This window comes from Novosphingobium resinovorum, from assembly GCF_027922145.1.
GTDB lineage: Bacteria > Pseudomonadota > Alphaproteobacteria > Sphingomonadales > Sphingomonadaceae > Novosphingobium > Novosphingobium resinovorum.
In genome coordinates this window covers 23615-40880 of the sequence record NZ_BSFC01000013.1, presented here as the reverse complement: position 1 = coordinate 40880, position 17266 = coordinate 23615, and the positions used below count along the sequence as shown (strand labels likewise).

General features: G+C 65.5%; 11 protein-coding genes. 7 read left to right on the top strand and 4 right to left on the bottom strand.

The annotated features are described in order from the left end of the window. Nucleotides 1–7 precede the first annotated feature (7 nt). Nucleotides 8–1075, bottom strand: coding sequence for an ABC transporter substrate-binding protein (locus tag PKE80_RS08955; RefSeq protein WP_271182189.1), 1068 nt, complete (start codon nt 1073–1075; stop codon nt 8–10). Between the two features lie 278 nt (nt 1076–1353). On the opposite strand from PKE80_RS08955, the gene PKE80_RS08950 reads away from it, so the two are divergent. Continuing rightward, nucleotides 1354–2517: an acyl-CoA dehydrogenase family protein gene (locus PKE80_RS08950; RefSeq protein WP_271182188.1), complete on the top strand. Its 1164-nt coding sequence runs from the start codon at nt 1354–1356 to the stop codon at nt 2515–2517. A gap of 219 nt (nt 2518–2736) precedes the next feature. Beyond that, nucleotides 2737–4878: a TonB-dependent receptor domain-containing protein gene (locus PKE80_RS08945; RefSeq protein WP_271182187.1), complete on the top strand. Its 2142-nt coding sequence runs from the start codon at nt 2737–2739 to the stop codon at nt 4876–4878. On the opposite strand, the gene PKE80_RS08940 is transcribed toward PKE80_RS08945, so the two are convergent. Both PKE80_RS08940 and PKE80_RS08935 read right to left on the bottom strand, forming a co-directional pair. Continuing rightward, nucleotides 4829–5158, bottom strand: a complete 330-nt coding sequence (locus PKE80_RS08940) for a LysR family transcriptional regulator (RefSeq protein ID WP_271182186.1) — start codon at nt 5156–5158, stop codon at nt 4829–4831. The genes PKE80_RS08945 and PKE80_RS08940 overlap by 50 nt on opposite strands. Before the next feature lie 43 nt (nt 5159–5201). Next, on the bottom strand, nt 5202–6539 hold the full coding sequence (locus PKE80_RS08935; RefSeq protein WP_271182185.1) for an LLM class flavin-dependent oxidoreductase: 1338 nt from the start codon (nt 6537–6539) through the stop codon (nt 5202–5204). A gap of 416 nt (nt 6540–6955) precedes the next feature. Here PKE80_RS08935 and PKE80_RS08930 point away from each other — a divergent pair, with 416 nt between their 5' ends. Further along, nucleotides 6956–9847: a TonB-dependent siderophore receptor gene (locus PKE80_RS08930; protein ID WP_271182184.1), complete on the top strand. Its 2892-nt coding sequence runs from the start codon at nt 6956–6958 to the stop codon at nt 9845–9847. A 93-nt stretch (nt 9848–9940) separates the two neighbouring features. Here PKE80_RS08930 and PKE80_RS08925 read toward each other — a convergent pair whose 3' ends face one another. Continuing rightward, on the bottom strand, nt 9941–12097 hold the full coding sequence (locus PKE80_RS08925) for a TonB-dependent siderophore receptor (RefSeq protein ID WP_271182183.1): 2157 nt from the start codon (nt 12095–12097) through the stop codon (nt 9941–9943). 177 nt (nt 12098–12274) lie between these two features. On the opposite strand from PKE80_RS08925, the gene PKE80_RS08920 reads away from it, so the two are divergent. The 4 genes from PKE80_RS08920 (at nt 12275) to PKE80_RS08905 (ending at nt 17258) form a co-directional block, all read left to right on the top strand. Then, nucleotides 12275–13000 (top strand): energy transducer TonB family protein, encoded by a 726-nt coding sequence (locus PKE80_RS08920; protein WP_271182182.1) that lies wholly within the window; start codon nt 12275–12277, stop codon nt 12998–13000. After that, complete coding sequence (locus PKE80_RS08915) at nt 12997–13506, top strand: RNA polymerase sigma factor (RefSeq protein ID WP_271182181.1); 510 nt, start codon at nt 12997–12999, stop codon at nt 13504–13506. The genes PKE80_RS08920 and PKE80_RS08915 overlap by 4 nt, the downstream gene beginning before the upstream one ends. Nucleotides 13507–13639: 133 nt before the next feature. Then, nucleotides 13640–14650: a FecR family protein gene (locus PKE80_RS08910; protein WP_271182180.1), complete on the top strand. Its 1011-nt coding sequence runs from the start codon at nt 13640–13642 to the stop codon at nt 14648–14650. Between the two features lie 109 nt (nt 14651–14759). After that, complete coding sequence (locus PKE80_RS08905) at nt 14760–17258, top strand: TonB-dependent siderophore receptor (RefSeq protein WP_271182179.1); 2499 nt, start codon at nt 14760–14762, stop codon at nt 17256–17258. Nucleotides 17259–17266 lie beyond the last annotated feature (8 nt).

Here is a 17266-nt window from a genome sequence, read left to right as displayed (position 1 = left end):
GTGTCCTTCATGCGAAAAGCTGTTCGACGGTGCGGCTGGCGAAACTTTGCGGATCGGTGGTCGGCTTCATCACTCCGACGTCGCGCAGCTCCCCGGCATAGAGCGCGACCTCGTTGTGCAGGTCGCGGCCGACAGGGTGGTGATCGTGGGTCTGCATCTTCAGCACCGCGACCAGATCCTCGACGCTGGCCTTGGCATAAGGCGCGAAGGCGCGCGCCACCGCCTCGGGCTGCTGCGAGCAGATCGAGGCCGCCGTCGTCAGCGCCTGCGCCAGCGCGACGCCGCTGGCGCGGTCGCGGCGCAGCAGGTCGCCGCTGGCGCCGAGCACGCAGCACACGCGGTCCTGCCAGGGAGCCGAGAGGTTGGAGAGCACCTCCACCAGATCGCCGCCCGAATTCTTCTGCAGCACGTAGGCGATCGGGTCGGAATCGACGAAAGCCTGGATCTCGCCCTTCTCGACGGCGGCGGCGAGGAGCGGCGCGGGGAATGCCTTCCATTCGACGTCGCGGTTCGGGTCGAGGCCGTTGGCCTTCAGCAGCACCGCCAGCGCATTGCGCCCGGCGCCGGTGATTTCCGAAAGGCCGATCGCCTTGCCGCGCAGGCTCTCCACCGCATCGGTGATCCCCGCCCTTCGCGAGCCGAGCACGCGAATGCAGCCGCCGTGGGTGCCCGCGATCAGCCGCACGTCGAAGCCCTGCTCCAGCGGCTTGATCCAGCGCAGGATCATGCCGACCCCGGCGTCGGCCTTGCCGGTGGAGATCGCCTCCAGCAGCTGGTCGGTGGACCCGGCGAAGTTCATCAGCTCCACGTCGAGGCCGAAGCGCTCGTAGATGCCCTGTTCCTTGGCCAGCAGTGCGGGGGCGAGGCAGATCGCATTGGCATTCCAGGCCAGCGTGATCTTGCGCTGCCCTTTCGCATTGCGCGGCAGTGGCGATGGACGCGCGGCGGCATAAAGCCCGGCCGCCCCGGCCGCTGCGACCACGCCGCCCGCCAGCACGCTGCGCCGGTTGATGAGCGGACGCGGCGGCGGGGCTTCGGGTTCGGCGATATCGTCGTCGGACGGCGTGAAAGTCATGCGGGCTCGCTTGCTTGGAAGGGAATGGAGACCCGTACGCCGGGGGCTTTCACGCGAAGTGCCCCGGCAAGGATCGATCCTGCTCACCAAGCCTAGCGCCGCGATCGTGCAAGACTATCCGGCAATGGCAATGTGACTATTGAGCTATCTCAACAGATGCCCGGGCGTCAGGCGCAGTCCACAAACTCTCAAGCCAGATCGCGCCGAACTCGTTTGTCGAACGCGGCGGCAGTGAACACAGGTTTCGCGAGACAACTTGTGCTTTCGGAGCTTCGACGATGGCGACCCGTATACTTGAACCCGCTTCGCTGCGCCTTCCCGATGCCGCCACCTTGCAGGAAATCACCCGCAAGCTGGCAGTCAGCGCGCAGGACCACGACCGCGCCGCCACGTTCCCGCGCGCCAACTTCGACATTCTGGCTGAGGCGGGCCTCATCGGACTGACGGTCGATCCAAAGCTGGGCGGCGCGGGCGCGGGCTATGCCGACACGCTGCGGGTGCTGGGCGCGGTAGCGCAGGGCGAGCCGTCCACCGCGCTCATCCTGTTCATGACCTACGCCTTCCACGCCGCCGAGAAGGCCGCCCGCTGGCCGCGTCCTCTCTACGAACGACTGGCGCGCGAGGCGGTGGCGGGGCGCGGGCTGATCGGCACGTTCCGCGTCGAGCCGGAACTCGGCACCCCGGTACGCGGCGGCCTGCCGAAGACCACCGCCACCCGCACCCCGCAAGGCTGGCGCATCAGCGGCGAGAAGATCTATTCCACCGGCTCCACCGGACTCGACTGGTTCGTCGTCTGGGCGCGCACCGACGAGGTAGTCCCGCGCGTCGGAAGCTTCCTTGTGGACCCGGCGACGCCCGGCATCACCATCGTGCCCGAGTGGGACCACCTCGGCATGCGCGCCACGGTCAGCCACAAGGTCGTCTTCGAGGACGTGGCGATCCCGGCCGAACACGCGGTCGACGTCAGGCTTCCGGCCGAGTGGGAACCTGCGGCAGGACCGGCGCTGTGGAACGCGCTGGCGATCGCCACGATCTACGACGGGGTCGCCCGCGCCGCACGGGACTGGCTGGTCGGCTATCTCGACGCGCGGGTGCCCGCGAACCTCGGGGCTGCGCTGGCGACCTTGCCGCGCGTGCAGGAGAAGCTGGGCGAGATCGAGGCGCTGCTCTACACCAACCGCGCCCTGATCGCAGGCGCGGCGCGGGCGGCCGACGAAGGCGCGCTGCCCTCCGCCACCGAGGCCAACCTGATCAAGCATGTCGCCAATGCGAACGCGATCCAGGCGGTGGCGCTGGGGCTGGAACTGACCGGCAACCCGGGCATCAGCCGTAACAACCCGCTCGAGAGGCATTACCGTGACGTATTGTGCAGCCGGATTCACTCGCCCCAGGCCGATACCGTGTTGGTAGCAGCAGGGCGCAGCGCGCTGTTCGCACAATGAGGTGAAGATGGCTCTGCCACACTATTCGCGGCGCTGTCCTGCAATTCAACGGCAATATTGACGCAACGAATATGCATCTAATTTCACAAGGTGTTGCTCGCAGGTCATATTTCATTTCCCGACCGGCGCCGTGACTGCCGTGCGATTGACACCCCGGCCAAATTTATCAACCGGCCCTGCTAATGCGAGTACGTCGCATTACCAGCAGGGGGTTCAGTCGTGTCCATCGTTTCCCGCAGTGCCAATAATCGTGCCAGTAATCGTTATCGTCAGCTTGCCGGGAGCAGCCTTGTCCTGCTTGCGTGTCTCGGGTCGCAGACCGCCCGTGCGGACGACGCGGCGGATGCCGAAACCGGATCGCCGATCGTGGTCACGGCGGCGGGCTATGCGCAGGACATCATCGAGGCGCCCGCCAGCATCACGGTGATCGACCGCGCCGATCTGCAGGACAAGCGCTTCGGCAGTCTGGCCGAGGCGCTGCAGGACGTCCCCGGCATCGACGTCGGCGGCGAGGCGGGCAAGACCGGCGGCCTCAACATCTCCATTCGCGGCATGCCCAGCGACTACACGCTGGTGCTGATCGACGGCCGCCGCCAGAACGCGCCGGGCGGCGTCACGCCCAACGGCTTCGGCGAGACTTCGACCAGCTTCATGCCGCCTTATTCCGCCATCGACCGGATCGAGGTGGTGCGCGGGCCGATGTCCACGCTTTACGGGTCGGACGCGATGGGCGGCGTCGTCAACATCATCACGCGCAAGGTCGGCAACCGCTGGGTCGGCACCGCAACGGCGGAAACCACGATCCAGGAGGATGAGCGCTTCGGCAACATCCAGTCGATCAACGGCTTCGCACAGGGGCCGGTGGTGAAGGACCTCGTCGGGCTGACGCTGCGCGGCAGCGTGTTCCACCGCGAAGGATCGAGCATCGCAATTCCCGGCGATCCGGCGCTGACGCTGGGGCGCAACCCGGTCCGCTCGGATGTCTACACCTATGGCGGGCGGCTCAGCATCACGCCGCATGCCGATCATGACCTGTGGGTGGAATTCGACCGGAACGAACAGACTTACGACAACACCGAGGGGCCGCTCGGCACGCTGGGGTCGGGCGGCTACTCGCCCGAGCAGAAGTTCAACCGCACCAACTACGTCGTCGCGCATAGCTGGCGGATGGGTGATTTCGGCCAGCTCGACACCACCCTGACCCGCAACGACACCGAGACCATCGGCCGCCTGATCCCCAACGGCACCCCCGGTGCGGTGCCCGGCAGCGCCCGTTCGCTGGAGGCGCGCAACGACATCATCGACAGCCGTTTCGCCGGCAAGGCAGGACCGCTCGCCTTCACCGTTGGCGGCCAGTACTGGAAAGCACGCATGATCGACGGCGTCGCGCCCGAGCCGTTCAAGTTCACCCAGTGGGCCGGTTTTGCGGAAGCCACGCTGACCGTGTTCGACGGCTTCAACGTCACCGGCGGCATACGCTACGACGATCACTCGACGTTCGGCAACAAGTGGTCGCCGCGCGCCTATGCGGTGTGGAACCTGACCGATGCACTGACCCTCAAGGGCGGTGTCAGCCGCGGCTTCAAGACCCCGCGCGTCGAACAGATCGCCAGCGGCATCATCGGCTTCGGCAGCCAGGGCCGCGTGCCGCTGATCGGCACGCCGGGCCTGACGCCGGAGACGAGCACCACCTACGAGGCGGGCATCTACTTCGATAACAAGGGCTTCTTCAGCGGCAACGTCACGCTGTTCAACAACGACTTCGACGACAAGATCGCCAGCGGCCCGGGCATCCCGAACTGTTCCTTCGCGGGCAATCCCAACCGTCCGGGCTGCCTCGACGTCGGCAACTTCCCGGCGGTGGACCTGTTCGGCCAGTCGATCAACATCGACAAGGCGCGCACGCGCGGGGCCGAAGTGGCGACGCGCTTCGCCTTCACACCCGCGCTCACGCTGGCGCTGAACTACACTTATACCGAGACCGAGCAGCTCAGCGGGTCGGAAAAGGGCCTCCCGCTGGTCGGCATGCCAAAGCACATGCTGAACGGCAACTTGCGCTGGAAGGTCAGCGACGTCGCCAGCCTCTGGGCGCGGGCCGAGGTGCGCTCCAGCCGCTATCGCGGCGCCAATGCGCAGCAGGTGGCGGTGGGCGACTTCCGCAGCTACGAAGTGTTCCACCTTGGCGGCTCGTACCAGATCGCCCCGGCCTTCCGCCTTGCCGCGACCGTCTACAACGTGCTCGACACCGACTATGCGGTCTACGTGCCGTACCAGAGCGGCGTGGCGACGGTCTACACGCCCGCCTACTCGATCAACCAGGAGGGGCGCCGTCTCTGGCTTTCGGCGACGGTCGACTTCTGACCGGCCCGCTGTCGCCTTCCATGTGCCGCACCGCCAGCGACAGGCTGGCGAATGCGGCCTGAAGATGCGGCAGCGCACCGGCTGCCGGCGGGGTGAGAGACAGCCCGCCGGGGCCGGTGCGCGGCCTTGCGAAAAGGTCCAGCCCCAAGTCTTTTTCAAGCCGCGCGACGAGCTGGCCGACGGCGGACGGCGTCACCCCGAGTTCGCGCGCGGCCAGCAGGAAGCTGCGATGGCGCGCGACCGCCTCGAATGCGCGCAGGGCATTGAGGGGTGCGTTCACGGGATGAGGACCCGGCATGGATGCGCTTGTCAGGTACGTACCGTCACTCTGCGGCCACCGCCAGCGACGGGGCGGCGTGGCGGTGCTCCGGGACCGGCAGGCCGAGGTGGCCGCGCAGGGTGTCATGCGCGTATTCGGTGCGGAACAGGCCCCGGCTCTGCAGGATCGGCACGACCCGCTCACGGAACAGCGCGAACTCGTCCGGGGTGCCGACGACGACGTTGAAGCCGTCCGCCGCGCGGCCGGTGAACCAGCGCTCGATCTCGTTCGCGATCGTCTCGGGCGAACCGACGAAGCCCTTGCCGCCCGGGCTCTGGCCGCGCTGGGCCGCCTGCCGCAAGGTCAGCTTCTCCTCGCGCGCGGTGCGGATGATCCGCTCGGCCGCGCCCTTGTAGCTGTTGAGCGTGACGCCGGTGAGATCGGGGAACGGCGCGTCCAGATCGTACTGGCTGAAATCGTGGTAGTTGAACGCGCGACCGAGCTGGACGAGCAGCTTGTCGATATCGAGGTTCTCCGCGCGCTCGCGCTCGATGCGGCGGGCTTCCTCGTCGGTTTCGGCGATCAGCGGGAACAGGCCGGGGAGCACCTTGATCGCGTCGGGATCGCGGCCGAGCGCGGCGGCGCGGGCCTTGAGGTCGGCGTAGTACTGCTGGCCCGAGGCAAAATCGGGGGAGGCGGCGAAGGTGGCTTCGGCGATGTGGGCGCCCAGGTTGCGGCCTTCGTCGCTGTCGCCGGCCTGGAAGATCACCGGCTGGCCCTGCCGCGAGCGGGTGAGCGCGAGCGGCCCGGCCACCGCGAAATGGCGTCCCTTGTGGTCGAGGCGGTGCTGCTTGTCCTTGTGCAGGAACACGCCCGACTGCTTGTCGCGCGGGAAGGCGTCGTCTTCGTAGCTGTCCCATAGGCCCTGCACGACCTCGACGAATTCCTGCGCGCGTTCGTAGCGCACGGCGTGGTCGAAATGCTCCTCGCGGCCGTAGTTGCGCGCGGCGCCTTCGAGGCCGGTGGTCACCACGTTCCAGCCCGCGCGGCCCCGGCTGATGTGGTCGAGCGAGCCGAACTGGCGCGCCACGTTGTAGGGCTCCCAGTAGCTCGTCGTCAGCGTGCCGACGAGGCCGATGCGCGAGGTGTGCCCGGCGACGGCGGAAAGCAGCGTCAGCGGCTCCAGTCGGTTGAGGAAGTGCGGCGAGGTGTCAGGGGTGATGAACGGGGAATCGACGATGAACACCAGGTCGAACTTGGCGTCCTCGGCGAGTTTCGCGTTGGTGATGTACCAGTCGATGTCGACGCTGGCATCGCCCGGCACGTCGGGATGGCGCCAGTTGTACTGGTCGTTGCCCACGCCGGTAAGTATCGCGCCAAGATGAAGCTGCCGTTCGCTCATGAGATTGTACCCGTTCGTCGATGATGATGGGCCGAGCGTAATCGACGCGGTCACTCGCGAATAACGAGGGTTTCCCATAGCGTTATTCGCGGCGCTAAACGGACGCGATCAGTATGACCAATTCTCAAGCGAGGCCCAAGACTTCCAATTTGTCTGATCGACGGGCCGCCCATACCCATCGCTCATCAGGTCAGGCCTCGGCGGCTATTTGACATCAAAACGCCGATATGAATGCCATGCTGGTGAGACACGCTGAAAAGGCCCTGCACGCTGCGACAGCGTGCGCGCCGGATGCACCCTGACGTCGGGGATATCCTTTTTCGAAAAACGACAGGTCGGGCCGGATTTCGCCGCTCCCGCAGCTTCCGTTCCGGGGGGCCGGAGCGGTGCGCCCGACGCATATACAGGGGTGAACAATGCGCAAATTGGCACGCCATAAGGGCCATGCCTTGGGATCGGGCAGCAGCAGGCAGGCTCTGGGCTTCATGCTCGCACTGGCGGTAGGGGGGACGGCGACGCCGGCCTTCGCGGCAGACGAAGCGGAAGGCGCGGACAGCAGCGATGCGGCGGCGGAAATCCTCGTCGAAGGGACGCGCTCGCGCGAAGTGGTGGAGGCCGGGCCGCTCGGCACGCGTACCATTCTGGAGACGCCGTTTTCGGTCTCCGCTGCCGATACCGACCAGATCAACCGCATCGCCGCGACGACGATCGACGCCGCGTTCAATTACGATCCTTCGGTGCGCTCCAACAATTCGGGGCTGGCTTCGGGCAATACCTTCAGCATTCGCGGGCAGGCGGTGGACCTCACCAACGGCTACAAGTACGATGGTCTGGCCTTTCCCTACTGGTTCCAGGACCACCCGATCGAGGCGGTCGAGCAGATCCAGGTGCTGAAGGGCGCGGGCGGCTTCGTCTATGGCTATGCCTCGCCTTCGGGCGTGGTGAACTTCATCTCGAAGAAGCCGACCGACGAACTGGTCGCCACCGCCGGGTTATCCTTGCGCAGTTCCAGCATCTGGCGCGCGCACGTCGATATCGGCGGGCCGCTGACCGAGACCGGTTCCACCGCTTTCCGCCTCAACGCGGTGGAGGAGCAGGGCACGCTCTACAACGGTGCCTACAATAAGAATACGTTCGCGCAGCTGTGGCTGCAGGGCGAGATCACCCCCGACCTGACGTGGAGCGTCGACGGTTATTACCAGCGCACATGGCAGGCGGGGCAGTCCAATACCGTCAGCTTCACCACCGGCGTCACCTCGCTGGCGACGATGAGCGGGGCGGACTTCAACCTCGCCTCGAAATCGACGCACAAGTTCAACGACATCAATCAGGTGACCGGCCGCCTGAACTACCAGATCGCGCCTGACTGGAAGATTTCCGCTGCGCTGCGCTATTCGGCGCTGGACGAGCGGTTCACCGGCAATACCGCGCAGATCACCAACAATGCGGGCGATTATCGCGTCGGCGTGCTGGGGATGAACCGCAAGTTCACGTATCATGTCGGGCAGTTGTCGATCGACGGCACTTTCCATACCGGCGCGATCGAGCATGCCGTGGTCGCCGGGTTCGATTACTTGGACGTCGATTACGACTACGACTACAACCCGTACACCGCTACGCGCGTGCCGACGGTGTCGTACGACTTCAACCTGACCGGCAACATCTACGCGAACAACGTGCCCGACTGGGCTTTCGCTTCCTACACCCGCGCCGACGGGCAGGTGGTGACGGGCCGCCAGTTCCAGCGCCCGCCCGACTGGTTCCGCTATCAAGAAATCCGCCAGCGCGGCCTGTTCCTCAGCGATACGCTGAAGCTGGGTAATGCCGAACTGATGCTGGGCGGCCGCTACACCTTCTATACCGAGCGCAATTACGAGCCGGTGCTGGCAGATACGAACTACCGCGAGAACAGCTTCACTCCCGTCGCCGCGCTCAGCTACGACGTAGCACATGGCGTCCGAGCTTATGTTTCCTACGTGCAGGCCCTGCAGCGCGGCACGCAGGCCCCCGCCAACGCGCTGAACTATGGCGAGAGCTTCGGCCCGATCAAGAGCACGCAGTACGAGGCGGGCATCAAGGTCGATCGCGGCACCTGGGGCGCGACGCTCGCGGCGTTCCGCACCAAGGTGCCGTCCGAGTTCCTCAACATCGAAAGCTACTGGGTGCGCGACGGCGAGCGGCGGTTCCAGGGCATCGAGTTCGATGCGCACTGGCAGGCGACGCCCGAAGTGCTGCTGAAGTTCGGCGCCGCCTATCTCGACGCGGTGCAGACCAAGGCATCGAGCGCGGCGCTGGTCGGCAAGAAGGTGCCGGGCGCCACCGCGTTCCAGACCTCGGGCTTCGTCGAATATTCGCCCGCGTTCCTGCCCGGCTTCTCGGCGTTCGGCGGCGTGCGCTATTCGGGCAAGGCTTACGGGCAGGTGACGAATACCTTCATCTACAAGCCGGTGACCATCGGCGATGCGGGCATCTCCTACGAACTGCCGATCGAGGGGCGCTCGGTGACGGTTTCCGGCAACGTCCAGAACATCACCAACGAGCAGTATTGGGTGCCGGGCTCGGGCGGTGTCTCCTTGTCGGCCGGTGCCCCGCGCACGTTCAGCCTGAACCTTACGGTCTCCACCGGCCCGATCGAGCGGCGCGATGCCGGGTGGAGTGAAGGCTCCGGAACGGGAGGCTTCTACATCGGCGCGGCGGCGGGCGGCACGAAGATCAACGACGGCAGCTTCGACATCCGCGCCCGCGTGAACCCCGCGCTGGGTGTGGATCGTGGTGGCCTGAAGACCTCGTACAAGACCGGATGGGAACTCGCCGGGAGGCTGGGCTACGATTTCGGCTTCCTGCGCACCGAACTCGAACTGGCGCGCCAGCAGTTCGATCTCGACCGGGTTGCGCTGAATTCGACGCGCATCGCGGTCGATCCGGTTTCCCGCACTGCCGGGATTTACGACGATCCTTCCGGCACTACGCGCATTCAGTCGATCCTGCTCAACGGTCTGGCCGATATCGCCACCGGCTCGCGCTGGTCGCTGGAGGCGGGCGGCGGCATTGGCGTGGCGCGGATCAACCAGTACCGCTGGAAGCTGGAGGCGGACGAGAGCAGCACCTTCGCCTACGAGAACAAGGTGCGCTTCGCCTGGCAGGCCGTGGTCGGCGCGCGCTATGCCTTGTCGGACCGGCTCGATGCGACGCTGCGCTATCGCTATCTCAACGTGTCGGATGTGTTCCTGCAGACGACCACCGCCAATGCGATCGAAGGGTCTTTTCGCACGCACAGTCTGCTTGTCGGATTGAACTATTCCCTGTGATCCCGTCAGGGCCGTCTGTCGACGCGAACCGGGTTACGGCTGCTTCCCTGAGGAAGCAGCCGTTTCGCAATCGATCAGGACTCCGAGGGGGAGTTACAGTGTGCCCCGCAGCGTCACGCTGAAGGCTCGGGGCGATCCGTAGCGCGCACTGCCGACATAGAGGCCCGAGTAGTAGGTCTTGTCGAGGACGTTATCGACATGGACGGCCAGCGAAAGTCTGGGCGAGAAGCGGTAGTTCGCCATGAGGTCGACGATCGCCAGACTGCCTTGGGTATAGTATTCGCCCGTAGGCCCGGCGTATTCCGTCCGGGCCTTGCCCTGCCAGCGGAGGTTGCCGCCCAGCGTCAGGCCTTCCAGTTTTCCGCTCAGGTTGTAGGCGGTGAACATCTTGAAGCTGTTCTTGGCGATCTGCGGCATCTGGCGTGCGCCGTCGCGATCCTCTGCGCGGGCATTGGCGAAGCCGCCCGCGACGCGCCAGCCCGGCAGGATTTCACCGTTCACCTCCACTTCGAAGCCGGAGGACCTCAGGCCCGACACGGCGTGATAGGCGGTGCTGCCGTCCGGCGCGAAGATGCCGGAACCATCGGCAAGGGCATAGTTGTCCTGCTGCATCTTGAACACCGCTGCGGTGGCGCTCAGCTTGCCGTTCAGGAAATCGGCCTTCAAGCCCGCTTCATAAGTATTGCCCTCCAGCGGGCCGAGCAGGTTCCCGTCCACGGTACGGTAGGTCTGCGGCTTGAACACGCTGGCGTAGCTGACATAGGCGGAAATGGTCCTGGTGATGTCCAGCACCGCGCCGGCGTAAGGGGTGAACACACCCTTCTCATTCGTGCCCGCGGTCCAGGTGCGTGCGCCCGCAGTGTCCTCGGCATAGCTTTCCTGCTTCCACCAGGTGAAGCGTCCGCCGACGACGATGGAGAGAGGCGCAATCGGCTTGAGCCGCGCTACGCCTGCCGCCGCGCTGGTTCGCACGCGGTTGCCGGACAAGGTGCCGCTGGGGCTGAGGTCCGGCTTGGGCACGTCGCCGGTAGCGAACAGATCGAAGGCGTTGACGGACGTATTCATATACTCGGGACCGTCCCACCAGCCGGGGTAGGGCGTCTGGTCGTCGTCGAACTGGGTGTGGTTGAGGGTGAGGGCGATATGCTGCTCCTGCCCCAGCGCCTCGAAGCTGCCGCGCAGGTTCGCGTAGACCGCGTTAAGCGTGAGGTCCGAAGCCCAGCGGGTGGAATAGAGCGTGCCGCCCAGGCCGGTGTCCTTGTTGATCGCGCTGCCGAAGAAATAGCCGATCGTCTCATCGTAGGAGCCGGACTTATGCTCGCCGTCGATCTGCAGTTCCCAGTGCTCGCCGAGATCCTGCTTGAGCGATGCGAAGATGTTGACGCTCTTGCGCCGGAAGTGCGACCACTTGGCGCCGCCGTTGGTCGATCGCGCGAAATCGGTCTCGGTGCCGTCGGTGAAGTAGAGCGGAATCCCCCCGCGCGAGGCTCCGGAGTTGGTGAAGTTCTGATACTCGACCCCGGCGGTGAGCAGCGTACCCGGCGTCAGGTCTGCTTCGACCACGCCGTAGAGCGCCTGGCGCTTGACGTGCTCGCGGTCGATGAAGGTATCGTTGTCCTGCCAGGCTCCCGCGACGCGGGCACGCACTCTGCCGTCCGAGGTGAGCGGCGTGCTGAGGTCCGCTTCGAGGCGATACATGTCCCAGGAGCCGACCGTGGCTGCCGCCGTGGCGCGCATTTCCGTGCGCGGGCGCTTGCGGATCATGTTGATCGCGGCCGAGGGCTCACCGGTGCCGGTCATCATGCCTGCCGAGCCACGGAGCACTTCGATCCGGTCATAGGCGATCATGTCGGCGGTATCTTCGCTGAAGCCATAGAGCCCCGTCGGCCGCGCGATGCCGTCGACGAGGTAGTTCTCCACCGCGAAGCCGCGCGCGGTGTAGTTGGTACCGTCGGTGCCGAGCGCGCTGGAGCGGTTCGACTGGATGCCGACGACCTGCTCCATCACCTCGGAAATGTCGTAAAGACCCTGTTCCTCCATCCGGACGCTGTCGAGCACGGTGACCGACTGCGGTGTCTCGCGCGATGAAAGGCTGAGGCCGGTGGTCTCGGTCTGTCCGGTCACGACGATAGCGTCGGGGTCGGGGTTTTCGGCCGATTCCTCGGCATGGGCGGTGGTCGTAGTCAGCATGCCGATGACGAGCAGCGAAGCCACGCGCTGACGGGCCGGGATCGGATTTTTGAAGGACATTATTATTCCCCTGATCGGCACCGGATGATGAGCCCCCCGACTCCCGATGCGCGGCGGGCCTCTAATGCGATTGCGTCGCAAGCGCAATATAATCGAAACATTTTATGTCCGATGCGAGAGCCTCGCTGACGAGTGGCGCATATTGCAACTCACTCGCATTAGTGTAGTGGCGAGGCCATGTCCGCCTCGTCCGTCCCGATGGCGCACGCATCGGTGTCGCTGGTGACATCGAGCGAAGCGCCGGTGCAGCAGCGGCTGCCGGGCGGCTATCGTTTGGGCGGCGGCCGGCCGCTGCGCATGCTCGGTGTCGGAGCAACCTTGCTGGTGCATCTGGCGGTTGGCGCGGTGATGATGCTGGGCTGGCCGGGGGCGCCGGACCGGACTGGCGGGACGCGCTTGATCAGTGTGACCATTCTTCCCCGTCCCGTAGACGAGCCGCGCCGCCGTCCCGATCCCGGTACGCGGGCATCCAAGCCGCGGCCGGAACCGGTTCCGGTGAAGAGCAGCCCGCCTCCCGCGATCATGCTGGCGCCGCCGACTCCAATCGCGATCGAAACCGTCGCCGAAATGCCAGCACCGGCGGAGGGCGGGCGCATCGACGCGCTGGCGTTGACCACGCAGGGTTACCGGCGCGCCGTGATGGCGCGGCTCGAGGCGCAGCGCGCCCGTGGACGGGACGGTGCTTCGGGTGCCGGTGTGGTGCTGTTCCGGATCGAACGCAGTGGGCGCCTGCTCGATGCATCGGTGGCACGCTCCGCCGGCTCGCGCACCCTCGATCGCGCCGCGCTGGACGTCGTTCGCCGCGCCGCTCCGTTTCCCGCGATTCCGGAAGGATTGCCGGACGAGTTGGAAATCACCCTCCCGGTCGAGTTCCTGGTGTCGGCACGGATGGCATCGCGATGAGCGCCCGCGACGCGGCGTTGGTGGCGCATCATCACGATCCGCTCAGCGCCTACGTGCGCTCGTTGGTCGGTTCCAACCCTCTGGCCGCTGATATCGTCCAGGAAACCTGGGCGCGGGCGATCCCCGCGTTGCGCGAGGGTAAAGTGAGCAACGTGCGCGCTTTCCTCTACCGGATCGCGCGCAATCTGGTGATCGATGGAGCGCGGGAAAGAGGTAAGTGGGCCGCCTGGACGGTCGAGGAGGATCTTGGCGACCTCATCGCCGATGACGCTCCTTCGGCCGAACGCACGGTGCTGGGGTGTGACCGGTTGCGATTGCTGCTCGAACTGGTGGAGAGCCTGCCACCCCGATGCCGCGAGGTCTTCGCGCTGCGCAAGATAGAGGGCTTGCACCAGGCCGAGATCGCCGAAAGACTCGGCATCACGCGCGGCGCGGTCGAGAAGCATTTGCGGCTCGCCCTCCTGGCCCTCGCGGCCCGGCTCGGCGAGATCGACGACGTCGAATGATGGGCCCGATGACAAACCAGGCAGAAAATTCCAGGTACGAGGTCGTGTTTTGGTGCCCCTTTGCGTCTTGGCCTTTGACGGCAGCCGCCTCGCGCGGTTCGCGGGCGATCCCGGTGGGGATGGAGCAGTGGCCATGACGATGAGACAGCCCATTCTACCCGAAATAGCCGAAGCGGCCGCCGCATGGATTGTCCGGCGTGACGGGGAGGCGATGAGCCCCGAGGAAGAGCGTGACTTCGCGCTCTGGCAGTCGGACCCCGATCACCGCGCAGCGCTGGCCCGGCTGGAGAAGATCTGGGGCCTGATGGACGAGCAGGAAGACGCGGTGGCTGGCCTGCAGGCCATTCCGGAATTACCCCGGACGCGGCCGGTCTCTACCACCACTCGCAGCCGTTCGAACTGTCATCCGAACCGCCGTCTCGGGCTGCTCCGCCGGGGCTGGGGCATGCGCGGGGCAATGGGTGGGATCGCTGCCGCATTGGCGATCGTCGTTCTGGGCGGTGTGCAGGACTGGCCGACACGGCTGCGCGCGGACCAGATCACCGGCATCGGTGAGCGGCGCAATGTCGCCCTTTCCGACGGATCGGTGGTGCAACTCGACAGCGGCTCGGCGATCGCGCTCGACTTCGCGAAAGGCCGTCGGGGTGTGCACCTGCTGGCGGGGGCGGCTTTGTTCGAGGTCGCGCCCGATCCCTCGCGCCCCTTTGTCGTCGAGGCGGAGGGCGGCAGCGTCACTGCTCTCGGCACCGCCTTTGCCGTGCGCGACGAGGGTGGGCGGGCCACGGTGACCGTGACGAAACACAGCGTCCGGGTCGAGGGCGGGGGACGTGCCGCCGTCGTCGGTGAAGGTCAGGGCGCCGACTTTACGCATTCGACATTGACCGGGCCGTTTCCCGCGCGGGGCGAAGCAATAGCCTGGACGCGTGGGCGACTGATGGTGGTTGATCGCCCGCTCGGGGAAGTGGTGGCCGAGATCGGGCGCTATCGGCACGGCTTCGTCACCGTCGCCGGTGCGGCGGCCGCCATGCGGGTGAGCGGAGTCTACGATCTCGATCATCCACTCGCGGCGATCGACAGCATCGAGAAAAGCCACGGGCTGCGCTCCGTGCGGCTGTCCGATCGCTTCATCATCCTGCGCCGATAAAAAATTCTCACCGCAAGGTCGTGTTTCGGGATCGGACTGCGTCTTGGTTTTGCGATTGCGTCGCAGCAGCAATGTCGGGCGCATGGAATTCCAGGTGGGGAAAGTTTCGATGACGATAAAGTTCGAGCGCGGCCGGGTCATGGCTTTTGCTTTGATGGCAGGGACGGTGATCGGCGGTTGCGCCGCGCTGCCCGGACTGGCGATGGCGCAGGACGAGGGCACTTTGCGCGCCTACGATATCCCCGCCGGTGCACTGTCAGACGCGCTTAACAGCTTTGCCGAACAGAGCGGCGTGCAACTGACTTACGAGGCATCGCTGACCCAGGGGTTGCGAACCGGTGGTCTGCGCGGAAGCTTCGCGCCCCGGGATGCCATTTCGCGCCTGCTTTCGGGCACGGGCCTTGCCGCACGTTCGTCAAGCGAAGGCGCGCTAACTATCGCGCGCGCGACACGAGGGGCGATGACCCTTGATCCGCTGAGGCTGGAGTTGACGCCCGCCGCCTATGGAGTCGGCAGCGTGGCCGCCGAAGAGGAGAGCGAGGCCGGACGTCGCGACGACACAATCCTCGTCACCGGCCACAACGAAAAGATCGATGCGATTTCCGGCTCCGGCCCCTGGGGCAACAAGCTGGTGATCGACACGCCTTACGCGATCAGCGTGGTGTCGCAGGACCTTATCGAGAGCGTCATCGCGGGCGATATGGACCAGATCTTCAAGATGAATCCGGTGGTCCAGAATTCGGCACCCTCGACCGTCTACGGAACGCCCTACGTGAATATCCGTGGCTTCTCGACCCAGAAGGGCGTCGTCGATGGTCTGCGCATCTCATCGACCCTTACCGGCATCTCGACGGAGGAACTGGCCAATGTCGAGATCATGAACGGCCTGTCGGGCTTCCTGTATGGTGTCGGAAATCCGGGCGGCGTGACCAACTACGTGCTCAAGCGGCCGACTTACGCGCCTCTGCTCGACGTGCGCGTCGGAAATTATGGCAACACCCAGTGGTTCGCGCATATCGACATGGGCGGCAAGATCGATGCCGGCGGCACCTTTGCCTATCGTCTCAACATGTCCATCCAGGACGGCGAGACGGCGAAGAAGAACCAGAACGTCGCGCGCACGATGGTCAGCGGCGCGCTCGACTGGAACGTCGCGCCGAATTTGCTGGTGCAGGCCGAGGCCGCACACACCTACTACCGCATCGACGGCATCGATTCCCGCTTTTACGCTTATGGCGATACCAGTCGCGCCTCGCTCGACCACTGGATCGAGCCGCTGGCCAACGACAAGACCTGGACCCCGTCCTGGACTTATCTGCAGACCAAGACCGATCGTCTGGGCGCCAACGTCAAGTGGAAGATCGACGATACCTTCAGCCTGCGCGCAGCCTATCTCTACAAGCGTGACGAGCAGGATTCGATCAACATCTATCCGCTCTACGTCGAGGACGGCGGAAACGGGGAGGCAGGCTGGCAACTGGGCTGGACCTCGCGCAGTGCGCCTTCGTATAACTACGCGCAGGGCGCTTATGCCTACCTGGACAGCGAGTTCGCGACGTTCGGGATCAGGCATCGCCTGACCGTCGGCGCCTCGGGCGATATCCTGAGCGTCAAGCGCCACGTCACCAACACCGTCAGCGGCGGTGACTCGCCCGTCTTCAGCGACCCTGATGGTCTCAACAACTGGGCCATGCCCTCGGCGCTGGACACGTATTCGTGGGGCGCTCTCTACAAGTCGAGCTGGGCGCGCAATACCAACATCGTCGTCGGCGACGATATCCAGTTCACCGATCATCTGGGCGCCATGGTCGGGGCCAATCACAGCACCGTGGAGGCCAAGGCATACGGAGCCACCGGCGCAACGACTTCCAGTTACGACGAAAGCGCATGGACACCCACGGTGTCGCTGATCTTCAAGCCGTCCGCGCGGGTGACGACTTACGCCACCTATATGGAAGGATTGGAGCAGGGCTCGACGGTCCCCGACGATTCCACGCTCTACAACAACCCGGGCGAGATCATGAAGCCCTACGTCTCCAAGCAGTATGAGATCGGCGCCAAGTACGCGCCGATCGATGCCCTGCTGATCACCGGCGCGCTCTATCGTATCGAGAAGGCCAATTCCTTCGACGAGCAGGTGGGCGGCAAGATCACCCGCACCCAGGACGGCGTCGAGGTGCACCAGGGTATCGAACTGAGCGCCACCGGACACGTGACGCACAACCTCAACGTCATGGTCGGCGGCACGCTGATGGACCTGAAGGTGACGAAGACCAGCACCGCATCGCTGCTGGGGAAATGGCCCACCGGCGTGAGCAGCACTCTCGCCAAGATGTACCTCGAATATAGCGTGCCCGCGCTGCCCGGCTTCTCTGTCAGCGGCGGCGTCTACCACGCCGGCAAGATGTACAAGGACAGCGCCAACCTGCAGAAGATGAACGGCTATACGATCTTCGACCTCGGCCTGCATTACAAGGCGGAGGTGGATGGCCACCCGGTGCGCTTCGACCTGAACGCGGCGAACATCACAGCCGAGAATTACTGGGCGACGTCCTATTCCCTAGGCATTCCGCGCAGCGTGGCCTTCGCCGTGAAGTACGGCTTTTAAGCCGGTCG